This window comes from Erythrobacter sp. JB1-7 (assembly GCF_057365015.1).
Map to the genome: position 1 here is coordinate 3,076,223 of NZ_CP200291.1, position 16,057 is coordinate 3,092,279.

At 59.0% G+C, this 16,057-nt stretch carries 13 protein-coding genes; 7 read left to right on the plus strand and 6 right to left on the minus strand.

The window, feature by feature from the left end; translation table 11 throughout:
- The first annotated feature begins 40 nt into the window (after window positions 1-40).
- The 3 genes from AC0V6W_RS14995 to AC0V6W_RS15005 all read left to right on the plus strand — a co-directional run bounded on the left by AC0V6W_RS14995 (window position 41) and on the right by AC0V6W_RS15005 (window position 2,701).
- Window positions 41-1,477: a Y-family DNA polymerase gene (locus tag AC0V6W_RS14995; RefSeq protein ID WP_486151314.1), complete on the plus strand. Its 1,437-nt coding sequence runs from the start codon at window positions 41-43 to the stop codon at window positions 1,475-1,477.
- Between the two features lie 124 nt (window positions 1,478-1,601).
- Window positions 1,602-2,129: a hypothetical protein gene (locus tag AC0V6W_RS15000; protein WP_486151316.1), complete on the plus strand. Its 528-nt coding sequence runs from the start codon at window positions 1,602-1,604 to the stop codon at window positions 2,127-2,129.
- A 239-nt stretch (window positions 2,130-2,368) separates the two neighbouring features.
- A complete protein-coding gene (locus AC0V6W_RS15005; protein WP_486151318.1) occupies window positions 2,369-2,701 on the plus strand; it encodes a PilZ domain-containing protein in 333 nt (110 codons plus the stop codon).
- Between the two features lie 81 nt (window positions 2,702-2,782).
- On the opposite strand, the gene AC0V6W_RS15010 is transcribed toward AC0V6W_RS15005, so the two are convergent.
- Window positions 2,783-3,364 carry a phosphoribosyl-AMP cyclohydrolase gene (locus AC0V6W_RS15010; protein WP_486151320.1) on the minus strand — a complete coding sequence of 194 codons (582 nt, stop codon included), beginning with the start codon at window positions 3,362-3,364 and terminating at the stop codon, window positions 2,783-2,785.
- Window positions 3,365-3,582: 218 nt separating this feature from the next.
- Here AC0V6W_RS15010 and AC0V6W_RS15015 point away from each other — a divergent pair, with 218 nt between their 5' ends.
- The 4 genes from AC0V6W_RS15015 (at window position 3,583) to AC0V6W_RS15030 (ending at window position 10,964) form a co-directional block, all read left to right on the plus strand.
- Entirely contained in the window at window positions 3,583-4,821 is a 1,239-nt protein-coding gene (locus AC0V6W_RS15015; protein ID WP_486151321.1) for a putative DNA modification/repair radical SAM protein, read from the plus strand.
- Between the two features lie 199 nt (window positions 4,822-5,020).
- The gene (locus tag AC0V6W_RS15020; RefSeq protein WP_486151322.1) at window positions 5,021-6,511 is read left to right on the plus strand and encodes a UdgX family uracil-DNA binding protein; all 1,491 of its coding nucleotides are present in this window, start codon (window positions 5,021-5,023) and stop codon (window positions 6,509-6,511) included.
- 2 nt (window positions 6,512-6,513) lie between these two features.
- Window positions 6,514-10,212 carry an error-prone DNA polymerase gene (locus AC0V6W_RS15025; protein ID WP_486151324.1) on the plus strand — a complete coding sequence of 1,233 codons (3,699 nt, stop codon included), beginning with the start codon at window positions 6,514-6,516 and terminating at the stop codon, window positions 10,210-10,212.
- A gap of 8 nt (window positions 10,213-10,220) precedes the next feature.
- Window positions 10,221-10,964: an extensin-like domain-containing protein gene (locus AC0V6W_RS15030; RefSeq protein ID WP_486151326.1), complete on the plus strand. Its 744-nt coding sequence runs from the start codon at window positions 10,221-10,223 to the stop codon at window positions 10,962-10,964.
- A 42-nt stretch (window positions 10,965-11,006) separates the two neighbouring features.
- Here AC0V6W_RS15030 and phoB read toward each other — a convergent pair whose 3' ends face one another.
- From phoB to pstC, 5 genes are all read right to left on the minus strand, one after another.
- Window positions 11,007-11,696 carry a phosphate regulon transcriptional regulator PhoB gene (phoB, locus tag AC0V6W_RS15035; RefSeq protein WP_486151328.1) on the minus strand — a complete coding sequence of 230 codons (690 nt, stop codon included), beginning with the start codon at window positions 11,694-11,696 and terminating at the stop codon, window positions 11,007-11,009.
- 137 nt (window positions 11,697-11,833) lie between these two features.
- Window positions 11,834-12,502, minus strand: a complete 669-nt coding sequence (gene phoU / locus AC0V6W_RS15040) for a phosphate signaling complex protein PhoU (protein WP_486151330.1) — start codon at window positions 12,500-12,502, stop codon at window positions 11,834-11,836.
- Window positions 12,502-13,269, minus strand: coding sequence for a phosphate ABC transporter ATP-binding protein PstB (gene pstB / locus AC0V6W_RS15045; protein ID WP_486151685.1), 768 nt, complete (start codon window positions 13,267-13,269; stop codon window positions 12,502-12,504). Before pstB ends, phoU begins: the two co-directional genes overlap by 1 nt.
- A gap of 17 nt (window positions 13,270-13,286) precedes the next feature.
- Window positions 13,287-14,570, minus strand: a complete 1,284-nt coding sequence (gene pstA, locus AC0V6W_RS15050; RefSeq protein ID WP_486151332.1) for a phosphate ABC transporter permease PstA — start codon at window positions 14,568-14,570, stop codon at window positions 13,287-13,289.
- Between the two features lies 1 nt (window position 14,571).
- The gene (gene pstC, locus AC0V6W_RS15055) at window positions 14,572-15,957 is read right to left on the minus strand and encodes a phosphate ABC transporter permease subunit PstC (RefSeq protein ID WP_486151334.1); all 1,386 of its coding nucleotides are present in this window, start codon (window positions 15,955-15,957) and stop codon (window positions 14,572-14,574) included.
- Window positions 15,958-16,057 lie beyond the last annotated feature (100 nt).

Consider the following 16,057-nt stretch of genomic DNA (forward strand, 5'->3'; position numbering starts at 1 on the left):
GGTCAATGCGCCTGGCCGCCGCGCTGGTGTCCACGCAGGCATGATGCTGGCCGATGCGCGCACTCTTTGCCCTGCTATCCAGACCGCTCCGGCAGACCCGGCAGGCGATCTTGCTCTGCTGGAAAAGCTGTGCGTTTGGGCGCAGCGCTGGGGGCCGTGGAGCGCGCTTGACCCGCCTGATGGCGTGCTGGTCGATATCACCGCTGCCGCTCACCTGTTTGGCGGGGAAGAGCGCGTGCTGGCCGATGTTGAGGCCGTCTTTGCCCGGCGCAAACTCACCACCAGAGCGGCCATTGCGCCCACTGCTGGCGCGGCTTGGGCGCTGGCGCATTTCGGCCCGCCTTCCGCCCGTATCATCGCGCCCGATCAACCGATGATGCGCGCTTTGGGCGATCTTCCGGTGGCCGCGCTCAGGCTGGATGACGATGTGCTGACAGTCCTCAAACGGTTAGGGCTGAAACGGCTTGAAGACCTTGCCGCGATCATTTCTGGCGCGTCATCGTATGACCGTGCAAAGGCGCGCGATGCGCTGCACCGCCGGTTTCGCAATCGCAAATCGCCATCAGCCAATCCGCTTATCAGGCTGGACCAATTGCTGGGCCGCGTGCCCGAACCGCTGCTGCCGATTGCGGCGCAAACCCTGCCGATGGTGCAGCGCCGTCTGGCGGAACCGATCCGTCACCGCACTTTGCTTGATACAGTGCTGGGCGATCTGGCGCGCGATCTGGCGCGCGAACTGGAAGCGCGCGGCGAAGGTGCGCGGCGGCTTGAGTTGGGGTTGTGGCGGATTGATGGCGAAGTGATTGTGCGCAGCCTTGAACTGGCAGCGGCCACGCGCGAACCCGATCACATCCTGCGCCTGTTTGCCGAAAAGCTTGATAATATTGATGCCGGTTTCGGGATTGAGACGGTGCGATTGCGCGCGAGCTGGTCAGAACCTGTGGCCATGGCCCAAAAAGATGTCGAGGCAGAAGCCGAACGCTGCGGCACATCGCTGGCGGGGTTTGTTGACCGGCTGACAGCGCGGCTTGGCCCGGATGCGGTGCGCCGGCCCGTGGCTTATCCCAGCCATTTGCCCGAACGATCACAAAAGTGGCAGCCCCCCTGGACCCGATCCCGAACACTGGCCCCCACACCGGCGAGCAAAGCCATGAACAGCGCGCCAGACCGCTTAAAATGCTCGACAGGCCCGAACGGATCACGGTTCTGGATATATCGCCTGATGATTACCCGCAGCGATTTCGCTGGCGCGGCGCTGTGCATGAAGTGGTGCGAGTGGAAGGACCGGAACGCATCGCGCCTGAATGGTGGCGGGAAAAATCAACAGCGCGCCTGCGCGATTATTACCGGATTGAGGATGCGCAAGGGCAACGATACTGGATCTATCGCCACGGACAATCAGGCGATGGCCGCGGCGGAGAGCCTCAATGGTACTTGCAGGGGCTGGGGGCTTAGGGATGACCTTGGCTGGGCGTGAAAGCGGACAGTCGGCTTGCGACCCAGTTGCGGATATTTGCACTACCCCACCAATAAGATTAACGTCGAAAGAGTTCGCTCGCAGCAAGTGAATGAAAGTTCAGTGTAGATTGGAACGAAAAAGAATGAACACTCAAACCTCCAAATTTCCAATTGCCTGCGCCTTCTTCCTGGCGGCACTTCCAGCCAGCGCCCAGCCGGTTGGGAATGTCAACGAGATTGGAAATATCGAAACTAGGGCAACCGTCGGAATAACCATTCCATTCGGAGGTGGTGCGCACACCGCCCAAGGAAGCCCGCGGTTTGATCTGACGGTTGAAACCGCTCAACTACGTCGAAGAAACGCTAACGGATTTTCCAATCCTAATACGGTCTGGCCAGAACGCCGCAATGTGCGTCGCTCAATGCTGTCTTGGACTATCGAAGATAGGCCTCGTTTCCTGCTCAATGGTCGCATGTTGAGAAGTGATTTCCGACTCTATGCAAATGGTAACTCGGAGCAGGAAAACGAGGGCGAACGAAGCGAACGCTCAACTGGCAAGAAAGCACTTAGAGGCGCAGCCATAGCAGGAGGTGTCGTCCTCCTCGTCGCTGGTATCGGCGTCGCTGCCATTGCCCTTGATTGCAACAGTGACGATGGGTGTGGCGAGTAAATTTCACTTCCGGTTGGGAGTCCGCGCTTATACGCAACCAAGCCTTATCCGTTCACAGATAGTCCGCTTTCACCCCCAATAACAGCCACACCGCCGCCCCGATTACTCGCCTATAACCGGACGCCGACCTTGAGTTCTGGTGCACCCTCCAGAAGGCGCGCGCTGGCGGCACTGCACAAAATTCTTATCCAAGCGCTTAAGGATCGTTTACCAATTTGTGCAATCAGGCGGCTATGAATATGCAATCGATTCCCCGTTCTGCCGAGCGTCACCCGCTTAGCCTGATGGTTAAAAGCCGGGTGCAATCGCGCGTCATCTATGTCGATCTGATCGATATCTCCGAAGGCGGCTGCAAAGTGAAAGGCAGCGCAGGCTTCGCCGAAATTGGTGATCGCATCCTACTCAAAGTGGGCAGTGTCAACGCGCCGCTTGGTACGGTTGCGTGGGTCGATGGCAAATATGCAGGCGTCTCCTTTGAAGGGGAGATGCATGCAGGCGTGCTTGATCACTTGCGCGCAACGCAGGGCGGCCGCTTGATGCCCGATGCTGAGGACAAAAGCCGCAAGCTGTAAGCGGCTTATGAAAACACTGTCAGACATAGAAAAAGGCCGCCCTCTCAACTGAGAAGGCGGCCTTTTCGTTATGCGTGGCTATCAACCGGGGTTATACGGTAGTGAGCTGTGGTGGACGGTGATTTTCAGATTGCCGTCATCATCCTTCATATAGCCGAATGTGTATTCGACCTTGGTGTCAGCGCCATCGGGCCCGGTGAAGTGATAATTGCCCATCGCAACCGCTTTGTCGCCGTCCTTGTCGATAACGGTGCCTTGATTGTCCCAGCGCACGGCGGTGTAGGGGGCAAGGGCAAAGCCTTTATCTTCTGTGCCTTCGGTGCCGACAAAGTAGCTCAATGCGCCATCAAATGTGCCGCGGAACTGGTTTTCGGCTGCCAAAGTGGGTTTGAACAGCACTGTTTCGCTGTCTTCATAGGCGTAAAACTGGTTGATGTGATCGGTGGCGGCTTGGCGGTAGTCACCTTCATCGGTGTAAACCTTGCCGATTTTCACAATGCCTTCGCCCCAGGCTGCTTGTGCCGCTTGAACTTCTTCGGCGGTGATTGGGCTGACAGCAGCCTCTGCACCGTCGGCATCAGCGCCAGCGGCGTCATTTGCGCCGCATGCTGCAAGAGCGACGGCGCTTGCGGTGAGGAATGACAGGGTAATTGAATTCTTCATTTGGATACTCCCTTACAAGGGAACATCTTGTCTGGTCCCCTTTGCAAAAGCGGCGATTTGTGCCGCGATTTACGTCCGACATCACGAGCAGGATTGCTCGCCAGAGGGGCCCGGTCCGTGTCTCAAAAACGATGCATGCTGCGGCTGGTTCCCGCACGTGTGCAAATTTTGCAGTTGAAGAATTTTGCGTGAGAACATAAAAGGAACATAGAGGTTCCATGGCTCAGCAAACGATCAGACAAAAGCTTGAAATCCTTGCCGATGCGGCAAAGTATGATGCGTCGTGCGCGTCTTCGGGGACGGCCAAGAAAAACTCGCTTGGCGGTAAAGGTATTGGCTCGACCGAGGGGATGGGTATTTGCCATGCCTATGCGCCTGATGGACGGTGCATCTCTTTGCTCAAAGTGCTGCTGACCAATCACTGCATTTTCGATTGCCACTATTGCATCAACCGCAAAAGCTCCAATGTCCGCCGCGCGCGTTTCACCCCTCAGGAAATCGCGGACCTCACGCTCAATTTTTATAAGCGCAATTATATTGAGGGGCTGTTTCTCTCATCGGGCATCATCAAAAGCTCCAATCACACGATGGAGCAAATGGTCGAAGCGGCTCGTATCCTGCGCGAGGAATATGATTTTCGCGGTTACATCCATCTCAAAACCATTCCCGAGGCAGACTCGGAACTGGTTCAGCAGGCGGGGCTGTTTGCCGATAGGGTGTCGATCAATGTGGAACTGCCCACGCGCCAGGGTTTAAGCCGGCTCGCGCCTGACAAGGATGAAAACCAGATCGAAGGCGCGATTGCTCAGACCAAGGCGCGGATTGTTGAAGCGAGGGATGAACGCAAACGCTTTCGCCATGCGCCCCGCTTTGCCCCTGCCGGGCAATCGACGCAGATGATTGTGGGGGCGGACGGTGCCAATGATGCCGATATCGTTGGGCGAGCGGCCGGGCTGTATGGCAATTTTGGCCTGCGCCGGGTGTATTACAGCGCGTTTTCGCCGATCCCTGATGCCTCTGCCGTGCTGCCGCTGAAACGTCCGCCTTTGATGCGTGAGCACCGATTGTACCAGTCCGATTGGCTGATGCGGTTTTATGGCTATGCGCCGGGCGAGGTGGCCCAGGCGACGGATAAAGATGGCAATTTGCCGCTCGATATCGATCCGAAACTGGCCTGGGCGCTGAAATTCCGCGCGCATTTCCCGGTGGATGTGAACCGCGCATCGAAAGAACAATTGCTGCGTGTGCCGGGGCTGGGGACGGTTGCGGTGGGGCGGATCTTGCGCGCGCGTAGGCACCGGACATTGCGATTGGATGATGTGGCAAAGCTTACCCAGTCGATCGCCAAAGTGCGCCCGTTTCTGGTGGCGCTGGATTGGCGGCCCACGCAGCTGACGGACCGGGCGGATCTGCGCAGCCTGCTGGCGCCCAAATCTGAGCAGCTGGAGCTGTTTTGATGGGCTTTGTTTCGCGCAGAGAACGCCGAGCAAGCAGAGACGCGAAGATGTTGCGCGCGCCGCAGGCCTGTTCATTTTCTGCAATGCTGCTTTCAGACGGGTTCTTTTGGCAAAGATGCGGCTTTGCCGCTTGCATGATCTCTTTGCGTCTCTCTTCTCCTCTGCGCCCTCTGCGCGAGACCTTTTTTCTGAGCCGCCGATGACAACCCAAAACCCCGTCATGCAAAACGTCTCGCTCGGCGCGCATTATACGGTGCATATGCCGCAGCCTGATGATTTTGCCTTCTGGCGAGAACGGACGCGCGCTTTGATCCAGTGTGATGTGCCGCCCGACAGGGTGAGCTGGGTGGAGCCGGGCGGGACGGGTGATCTGTTCGCTTTGGAAGGGCCTTCACGCAGCGAAAAGCGCCTGCCTGTTCCGGGTAAAGATGCGCGAAATGTGCGCGTCTCCAAACGGTTTATGGCCCTTGCAAAGAATGCCGCTCTGCATTCTGATCCAGAGCGGTTCGGCCTGCTCTACCGCATGTTGTGGCGGCTCCAATCGAACACGCGGATTATGGAGGATAAGGCGGACCGGGATGTTCGCCGGATAGAAGATCTGGATAAATCTGTTCGCCGGGACAGCCATAAAATGCACGCCTTTGTCCGCTTTCGCGAAGTGCGCGATGAGAGTGGCCCAGAAACCCAAGACGCGCATTATGTCGCCTGGTTTGAGCCCGATCATCACATTGTGCGCGCCAATGCCGGGTTCTTTATGCGCCGCTTTGCCAATATGAATTGGTCGATCCTGACCCCGCGCGGCTGTTTGCACTGGGATGGGACCACCATGCGCGAAAGCGGGCCAGCGCGGCGAGAGGACGCGCCTGATGGCGATCCGGTGGAGGAATTGTGGAAGTCGTATTATTCCTCAATCTTCAATCCCGCGCGCCTGAAAGTGGGCGCGATGCTGGCGGAAATGCCCAAGAAATACTGGAAGAACATGCCCGAGGCTGAGCTGATCCCCGAGCTTATTGCAGGCGCGCAAGCGCGTGAGGCTGGCATGGTGGCCGCAGGCGCGCGCGAGGCGAGGGAGCGGCCTGCAACGCTGGACGTGATCGGCGCGGGGATAGCCGCGTGCCGGGACTGCGCAATAGCGGATTGCGGCACCCGCGCGGTGATGGGTGAGGGGCCTGCCGTCACGCCCCTAATGATCGTTGGCGAACAGCCCGGCGATCAAGAAGATGTGGCGGGCCGTCCGTTCATTGGACCAGCAGGGCAATTGCTGGATGAACATTTGCAAGCCGCCGGAATTGACCGCGATGCGGCCTATCTCACCAATGCGGTCAAACATTTCAAGTTCAAGGCGCGGGGCAAGCGCCGCATCCACCAGTCGCCCACGGCCAAGGAAATCGACACGTGCCGCTGGTGGCTTGAAGCGGAACGCACGATTGTGAAACCGCGCATCGTGCTGGCTCTGGGGGCGAGCGCGGCGCGCGGCCTCTTGGGCAAAACCATCAGCATCACCCGTGCACGCGGCGCGCCCATCGCTCTGGATGATGGCAGCGAATTGTGGATCACCGCGCACCCTTCCTACCTTTTGCGGCTCGATGGCGATGCGCGCGCGCAGCAGGCGCAATTGTTTGCGCGCGATCTGGCGGCGGTGAAAGCGCGTCTTTCTGAATTATCGGAGGCCCACTCCCGCTCGCTCTGAATATGCCTGACACGCCGCTTACCCCTGACAAACGCACGCTTGATCTCGATCCTGATCTGATTGAGCCGCCAGCGCGCGCGCCGTTTGTCGAACTTGGCGTGGTGAGCTGCTTTAGCTTTCTGCGCGGGGCATCTGATGCGGTTGACCTGGTTATGACCGCGCGCGCGCTTGGCTATGATGCGGTCGCAGTGGCCGATGCCAACAGCTTTGCAGGCGTAGTGCGCGTGCATACTGAGGCAAAGACGCTCAAACTGCGCCCAGTGATCGGCACCCGGATTGAAACGGTCGAGGGGCTGGCTTTCCTTGCCTATCCGCGCAACCGGGCCGCTTATGGGCGGCTGTGCCAGCTTATCAGCGAAGGGCGAATGCGCACGCTGGAGGGGGAGTGGCAGGATAAAGGCGTGTGCGCGGTCAGCCTGTCCATGCTGGCCCGCCATAGCGAGGATGTGCAGCTGATCGCGCTGCCGCCTGATGATCTGAGCGCGCGCTTTACGATTCCTGCTTTTGGGTGGGCTGCTTTTGGGGAGCCTGCTTTTGCGGGCCCCGCCTTTCCCGGCAATGTCACTCCGCTGGAGGGGGAGGGTGCGCAGGACACAATAACAGGGGCCTTACCCGATCTGCTGGTGCATCTGACCACCGGGCTGCCGACCTTGCGCCATCTTGCCGCCAGCTATTTGTACCGCGGCGATGATGCCGCCCGGATTGATTATCTGGCGGGCATGGCCGCAGCGTATGATCTGCGTCTGCTGGCCACCAATGATGTGCATTACCACGCGCCCGAACGCCGCCCTTTGCAAGATGTGATGACGGCGATTGCCAATAAGACAACCGTGGCAGAAGCAGGCCTGAAACTGAGTGCAAATGGCGAGCGCCACCTTAAATCGCCGCAGGAAATGCAGCGCCTGTTTGCCCGCTGGCCCGATGCCATCCGGGCGTCGCGCGAAGTGGCCGATGCGTGCGATTTTTCGCTGGATGAACTGCGTTATGAATATCCCGAGGAGATATTTCCGAACGATCAATCGCCGCAGCAATATCTGGTCAGCGAAACATGGGCAGGGGCAGCGCGGCGTTATCCCGACGGGGTGCCCGAAACGGTGCGCGAAACGCTGAAGCGCGAATTGGCCTTGATCGAGAAACTGGATCTTGCGCGCTATTTCCTCACGATCAAGGATATTGTCGATTTTGCCCGGCAAGTTGATCCGCCCATTCTGTGCCAGGGGCGCGGGTCTGCGGCGAATTCGGCCGTTTGCTATTGCCTTGAAATCACCAGCGTGGATCCTGCCAAACACCAATTGCTGTTTGATCGGTTTATCTCTGAAGAACGCAAGGAACCGCCCGATATTGATGTCGATTTCGAACATGAACGGCGCGAAGAGGTGATCCAGTATATCTATGCCAAATATGGCCGCCACCGCGCCGGGCTGACGGCAACGGTCATTCATTACCGCCCGCGCATGGCGATCCGCGAAGTGGGCAAAGCGATGGGCCTGTCCGAAGATGTGACCAGCGCGCTCGCCCGCACGGTGTGGGGCGGGCATGGCCGCGAAATTGGCGAAGCGCATGTCGAGGATATCGGCTTGAAGCTGGATGATCCGCATCTTCGCCGCGTGCTCAAATTGACCGAGCAGATGATCGGGATGCCGCGCCATTTGTCGCAGCATGTTGGCGGATTTATCCTCACGCAAAATCCGCTCACCGAAACGGTGCCGATTGGCAATGGCGCGATGCCGGACCGGTCTTTTATCGAATGGGACAAGGATGATATCGAAGCGCTGGGCATTCTAAAGGTTGATGTGCTGGCACTGGGCATGCTGACTTGCATCAAGAAATGCCTCGATCTGCTTGAGGTGCATCATGGCCGCGCTTTGACGCTCGCCAGCGTTCCACGCGAAGATCCGGAAACCTATGCGATGCTGCGCAAAGGCGATTCTCTGGGTGTGTTTCAGGTGGAAAGCCGCGCGCAGATGAACATGCTGCCCCGCCTGCGCCCGCGCGTCTTTTACGATCTGGTAATCCAGGTGGCGATTGTGCGGCCCGGCCCGATCCAGGGCGATATGGTGCATCCCTATCTGAAACGCCGCCGGGGTGCAGAGCAGGTGCAAATCCCCGCGCCTTCGCCCCAGCATGGTCCGCCTGATGAACTTTCCAGCATTTTGGAGCGCACTTTGGGTGTGCCGATTTTTCAGGAACAGGCGATGAAGATTGCGCTGGATGCGGCCAAATTTTCCTCGCGCGAGGCCAACCGGCTGCGCAAAGCGATGGCGACATTTCGATCGCGCGGGATGGTGGATGAATTGCAGGATATGATGGTGGGGCGGATGGTAGCGCGCGGGTATGATCCCGATTTTGCCGAACGGTGCTTTAATCAGATCAGGGGCTTTGGCGAATACGGCTTTCCCGAAAGCCACGCGGCATCGTTTGCGCATCTTGTCTATGTGTCGAGCTGGCTGAAATGCCATTTCCCCGCAGCCTTTGCGTGCGGCCTGCTGAACTCACAGCCCATGGGCTTTTACGCGCCCGCACAGATCGTGCGCGATGCGCGCGAACACGGGGTGGAAGTGCTGCCGGCGGATGTGAACGGGTCGATGTGGGATTGCACTTTGGAGGAGATGGGGGAGCCCTATGCCCACCCCGTTGCGACTAGCGAGCAAGCTCGCAAGTCTCACAAACCCCTCCCGCATGCGGGAGGGGCAGCGGAGCTTGGCAGCTTGCTGCCTAGCGCAGCCGGGTGGGCACCGAGTGCATCCATTCAGACTCAAACCAGCCAAGATACCCCCATCGCCCTCCGCCTTGGTCTGCGTCAGATCGACGGCCTGCCCGAACATATCGCCGCCCAGTTGATTGCCGAGCGAGAGGAGCGCGGCCCTTACCGCGATGTCGCCGAATTGAAAGAGCGCGCCGGATTGTCGCCTGCGCATATCGAGCGGCTTGCCAGTGCAGATTGCTTTACATCGCTGGGCCTGACGCGAAGGCAGGCCTTGTGGGATGCGCGCAGCCTGATTGCGGGGCCTGATCTGCCGCTGTTCCGCGCGGCGGATGAACGCGATGAAGGCGCGGAAAAGACGCCCACCCAGCTGCCCGTTATGCCTTTATCCGAAGAAGTGGTGGCCGATTATCAGACAACCCGGCTCAGCCTGAAAGCGCATCCGATGGCGTTTCTTCGCGCGAGCCTTGGGGATCGCGGCTTTGTGCGTGCGTGTGATCTGCGCAATCGCAAATTTCGCTCCATGGTGCAGGTCGCAGGCGTGGTTCTGATCCGTCAACGTCCGGGCAGCGCTAAGGGCGTGTGCTTTATCACGCTGGAGGATGAGACGGGCGTTATCAATCTGGTGGTGTGGCCTGATCTGAAAGAGAAACAGCGCAAGGTTGTGATGGGCGCGCGATTGATGGAAGTGCGCGGGCGGGTCGAATATGATGATGAGGTGATCCATGTGATCGCGCAGCATATGACCGATGCGACGCCGTCCTTGTATGGCCTTTCCGATGACATGCTGAACGCGCCAACCGCGCGCGCGGATCATGTGACCGCGCCTTTACAGGGCCGCAAAATGCCAGCGGGGCGAGACGCCGTGCGTGTGCGCGAGGATATTGATGCATTGCCCGGCGGTTTGGCAGACGGCGCGCTTTCTGCTTTGGCGCCCAATGTGAAAGGCCATCCGCGCAATCATCGCATCTTGCCCAAATCGCGCGATTTCCATTAAAGGCACTCATGCTCAAACCCCGTCCAAAGCGCCGAAAAGCCACAGCAAAGCCGCGCTTTCGCACCGAAAGCCGTTTGATACTGCTGGCGATTGCGGGGCTTATCATCTTTGCGGGGTGGAGCTGGCTCGCCGCGCATCCTGAGCACAATCCTTGGGCGCCGCTTAATCTCAACGATCCGGTTGGCATGGCGACCGCGCGAAAGCTGGTCGCGCTGCGCGATGATACGCCGGAATGCCGCGCGGTTCTGACCCGCAGCGATATCGCGTTTGAAGCGCTGGAGCCTGTGGGCGAGGGGCCATGCGCGCGCCCTGATCGCACGCAGCTTACCGGTTTTCCGCTCGCTCCCGATACGCCCGCTGTCACTTGCCCGGTCGCCGCCGCGCTTGCCATGTGGAAAGCGCGGTCGGTTGAGCCTGCCGCGCGCGATATTCTGGGCAGCGAGCTTGTACGGATGGAGCATCTGGGCGCGTATAATTGCCGCAGAATGCGCGGGGCCGGATCAGGTGCGGGGTGGAGCCAGCACGCCACTGCGAACGCAATCGACATATCCGCTTTTGTGCTGGCCGATGGGCGGCGGATCACTCTGCTTGGCGGATGGGACGGGGAGGGGGATGAGGCGCGTTTTCTGCGCCAGATCCGCGATGATGCCTGCGGAGTTTACGCAACCGTTTTATCGCCCGATTACAACGCCGCGCATGCCGATCACTTCCACCTCGATCAGGATGCGCGCTGGGTCAGCGTTTGCCGCTAGAGCTCAGGTCGCCTGCCTAGATCGCCTGCTTAGGTCGCTTGCTTAAGTCGCCTCTAGGGCATAGCCGGCAGAGCGCACAGTGCGAATGGGGTCTTTCACCCCGTCCACGCCAATCGCTTTGCGCAAGCGGCGGATATGCACATCAACGGTGCGCAATTCGATATCCGATCCTGTGCCCCATACCCCATCCAGCAATTGGCCGCGGCTGAACACGCGGCCGGGGCTTTCCATGAAGAATTTGAGCAGGCGGTATTCGGTCGGCCCCAATTGGAGCGAACGCCCGCGCCGCTGAACTTTGTGCGCCACCGGATCAAGGCGGATATCGCCAACCTCTATCGTTTCGCCAGCCAATGCCGGGCGAATGCGCCGCATCACGGCAGCGACGCGGGCCAGGAGCTCGCGCGGGCTGAACGGTTTGGTGAGGTAATCATCCGCGCCCGTTTCCAGGCCGCGCACCCGGTCATCCTCTGCCTCGCGCGCGGTCAGCATGATGATGGGAACATGGGCGGTTTCTTTGTCGCGGCGCAGGCGGCGGCATACCTCGATCCCGCTGGTGCCTTCGATCATCCAGTCAAGGATGATGAGATCGGGCACATCCTCGCTTGCCAGCACCATGGCTTCATCCCCGTCGCTGGTGCAGCGGACATTATACCCCTCGTTCTGAAAACGGTATTCGAGCAATTCGGACAAGGCCGGGTCATCTTCGACCAGCAGCAATTTGGCAGCGGACATAATCTTCGCAGCTCCTATGTCTCGATCAGACAAGACCCATAGTGTGATGTTTCATTACGGCTACAATTTGATGAAATAAGAGCGCCCAAGTTTTCCACACCCGTCCCGCAGCCTGCGCCGATTGAGCCCATTGCGGCTCAGCGATCTTCCTCGGGCGGATATTCGCCGGTTGCAGCAAAATGCACCATTTCAGCAACATTGGTGGCATGATCGCCGATCCGTTCCAGATTGCGCGCAACGAAAAGCAATTGCGCCGCGCTTGAAATAGTTGCCGGGTTTTCGACCATGTGGCTGACGAGATTGCGGAAAATGCTGTTGTAAAAGGCATCGACCTTGGCATCGGTCGCAATCACTTCGCGCGCCAGACCGGGATCGCGCGCGGCGTAAGCGGTGAGGACATCGTGCACCATTTCGCTGGCGAGTTCGCCCATGGCGGGCAGCAAAGTAAGCGGTTCGAACCGGTCGCGCCCTTCGATCATGCCCACGCGTTTGGCGATGTTTTTGGAATAATCGCCGATCCGTTCGACCACGCCGCCAATTTTCAGCGCTGCAATAACTTCGCGCAGGTCATCCGCCATCGGCGCGCGCAGCGCGATGATGCGCACAGCAAGGCGGTCCACTTCGCTTTCCAGCGCGTCGATTTTCTTGTCGCGCGCAACGACCCGGTCGCCCAGTTCCTCATCGCCCCGGATCATCGCTTCAAGCGCTTCCTGAATGGCAACTTCGGCGAGGCCGCCCATTTCCGCGATCAGGCCGCGCAGGCGGGTGATGTCTTCATCGAAAGCTTTGACTGTATGATCGGCCATCAGCCGTAGCGTCCTGTGATGTAATCCTTGGTCCGCTCTTCGATGGGATTGGTGAAGATATCGGAGGTTGGCCCGTATTCGACCATTTTGCCAAGGTGGAAAAAGGCAGTGCGCTGGCTGACCCGCGCGGCTTGTTGCATGGAATGGGTGACGATGACGATGGCATAGCGGCCTGACAATTCATCGATCAGTTCCTCGATCTTTGCCGTCGCAATGGGATCAAGCGCGGAGGCTGGTTCGTCCATCAGGATCACTTCGGGATCAACCGCAATCGCGCGCGCAATGCACAAACGCTGCTGCTGACCGCCTGATAGAGCCGTACCGGAATCCTCCAGCCTGTCTTTCACCTCATCCCACAATCCCGCGCGCGTGAGTGATTTTTCGACGATCACGTCCAGGTCGGGCTTTTTCTCTGCAAGGCCGTGGATTTTGGGGCCGTAGGCGATGTTTTCATAAATCGATTTGGGAAACGGATTGGGTTTTTGAAACACCATCCCAACCCGCGCGCGCAATTGCACGACATCCATCGTATCATCGAGGATGTTTTCGCCTTCCAATTCGATATTGCCCGTCACCTTTGCGACCGAGATCGTATCGTTCATGCGGTTAAAGCACCGCAGAAACGTCGATTTGCCGCAGCCCGATGGGCCGATAAACGCGGTGACGTAATCGGGAGAGACATCGATCGAAACCTCATCGATGGCTTTCTTATCGCCGTAATAGACAGAGACATTACGCGCGCGCATTTTCGCGGCGGTGTCTTCCATATTGTCGTGAATGACTGTCACCAGGTTTTCTCAAATTTGTTGCGGAGGTAAATGGCAAGGCCGTTCATGGCGAGCAGGAACAGCAAAAGGACAATGATCGCAGCGCTGGTGCGCTCGACAAAGCCGCGGTCAATCTCGTCTGACCACAGGAATATCTGTACGGGCAAAACGGTGGCGGGCGATGAGAAGCTGTCAGGCGGAGTGGCGACAAAAGCGCGCATCCCGATCATCAAAAGCGGTGCGGTTTCGCCCAGAGCGCGGGCCATGCCGATGATCGTGCCGGTGAGCATCCCGGGCATGGCGAGCGGCAGGACATGGTGGAACACGACTTGAATGGGCGATGCTCCAACAGCCAGCGCGCCATCGCGGATCGAAGGGGGCACAGCCTTGATCGCGTTGCGGCCCGAAATCACAATGACTGGCATGGTCATCAAAGCCAACGTCATCCCGCCGATCAGAGGCGCGGAACGCAGATTGGGAAAGATCGCCAGAAACACGGCCAAGCCCAATAGGCCAAAGATGATTGAGGGAACCGCCGCAAGATTGTTGATCGACACTTCGATCAGATCGGTCCAGCGGTTTTTGGGCGCGTATTCTTCGAGGTAAAGCGCCGACAATACGCCAATGGGAAAGGCGAGCATCAAAGTGACAATCATTGTCAGGATTGATCCCTTGAGCGCGCCCCAGATACCGACCTGTTGCGGGCTGGTCGCATCAGATCGCGACAGGAAAGCCCAATCCCAGTTTTCCGCCAATTTGCCCTCGCTTGCGAGCTGGCTCGCGAGAGCCTGCATTTCAGGCGATCCTTCGCCGGCAAGCCCTGCAGCCAGATCAGATGAAGCGGGCAGATAGAACGTTTGCGACCGCTCTATCAGGCTGGGATCAGCGGCGAGCGCGGCGGCCACATCGCGCCAGGCATCGCGGCTCAATTGCTCGGCGGCGGCTTCGCCCATGGCTTCGCTGGCGTAGAATTCCACGACATCGGGCAGGCCCTGCATCTCCAGCGTCTGCACCGCGCTTGGGGCGGTCAGCGATACTTCATCGCCGGTCACACCGCTTTCGGGAAAGTTGATTGGCACGGTCAGTTCGGCGCGCTGAAACCCGCCAATGCCATTGACCAGCATATTGCCGAGCAGGAAGATCAGCACCGCAACCGAGAACAGGATCGCGCCCTGTCCCATCAGTTTGAAATTGCGCTCGGACCTGTATCGTTTGGCGAGCCGCTTTTCAAAAGCGGGCGTGCGGGTAGGGCGAGTGAGGTCGGGGGTCAGATCAGCGGTGTCTGCAGGGATAGTAGCCATCTTATTCGTAAGCCTCCCGGAACCGTTTGACGACGCGCAAGGCGATAAAGTTGAGTGCCAGTGTCACCAGAAACAGGACAAAGCCCAGGGCAAAGGCGCTCAATGTGGCGGGGTGATCAAAGCTTCCTTCGCCGGTGAGCATTTTGACGATTTGCACAGTCACCGTCGTCATGCGTTCCAGCGGATTGGCGCTCAGATTGGCCGCGGTGGATGCGGCCATCACCACGATCATGGTCTCTCCAATCGCGCGGCTTACCGCCAGCATGATCCCTGCGACAATGCCGGGCAGAGCGGCGGGGAACAGCACTTTGCGGATCGTTTCCGATTTGGTCGCGCCCATCGCATAGGATCCATCGCGCATCGCGCTTGGCACGGCTGCAATGGAATCGTCAGCCATTGAGGAGACGAAGGGGATGATCATCACCCCCATCACAACCCCTGCGGCCAGCGCGCTTTCGGTGGAGGCATTCGTCATGCCAAGAGCAAGCGCTGCATCGCGGATGGCAGGGGCCACAGTGAGCGCGGCGAAATAGCCGTAAACGACCGTGGGCACACCGGCGAGAATTTCCAGCGCAGGTTTGACCCAGGCGCGCAATCGGGGATCGGCATATTGGGTGAGATAAATCGCGCTCATCAAACCCAGCGGGATCGCAACGATCATCGCGATGATTGCGCCAATAAAGATCGTACCCCAAAACAGCGGGATCGCGCCATAGCGGGAACCATCAGGGTTTTCAGGATTGCTCATCGGGTCGGGCGACCAGAATGTGCCGAACAGGAAATCGGCAGGCGATACCATCCCGAAAAAGCGGACCGTTTCAAATACGAGGCTGGCAAAGATGCCAAATGTTGTCAGGATCGCGACAAGCGAGGCCAGCAGCAGCACGACCATCACGGTGCGCTCTACCCGTGTGCGGGCGCGGAAATCGGGGCGGATACGCAGAAATGCAAACGCGCCGCCGCCAAATCCAATCAGCAAAGTGATCACTATGCCGATCCAGTTGTACCGCCCTATCGCCTCACGAAAGGGTTCTACCAGTGCCTCTGCGCCATCATTGAACACGCCGGGCGCATTGCCGCTGGCGACCGCGCGGGCTTCTGACAACCAGGCATCGCGTTCAAATCCGAAGGATGGCAGATTTTGCGCCCCTGGACTGGCAAGAACGCTCTGCGTGATCAGCTGCGGGGCGACAAACGACCACAGCGCAACAAAGGCCAGCACGGGGATGACGATCCACACCGCTACATACCAGGCGTGATAGACAGGCCGGGCAACAGGCCGCGTATCAGGGCTCGCCTTTTGAAAGCTCCACGCCTTAGCGCGCCCGGCAAGCCAGCCTGCAAGGCCAAGCCCGATGGCAATCAGGATAAGCGTAATCGGCGACATGGTTTAGTGTGAGTTCCCCGGTTTGCGGCCTTGCCCGCATGCGATTCTGGCAAGGCCAAGCCGCTGCCATGGCCGTTTCATGTTGAGGAAATAAGACAAC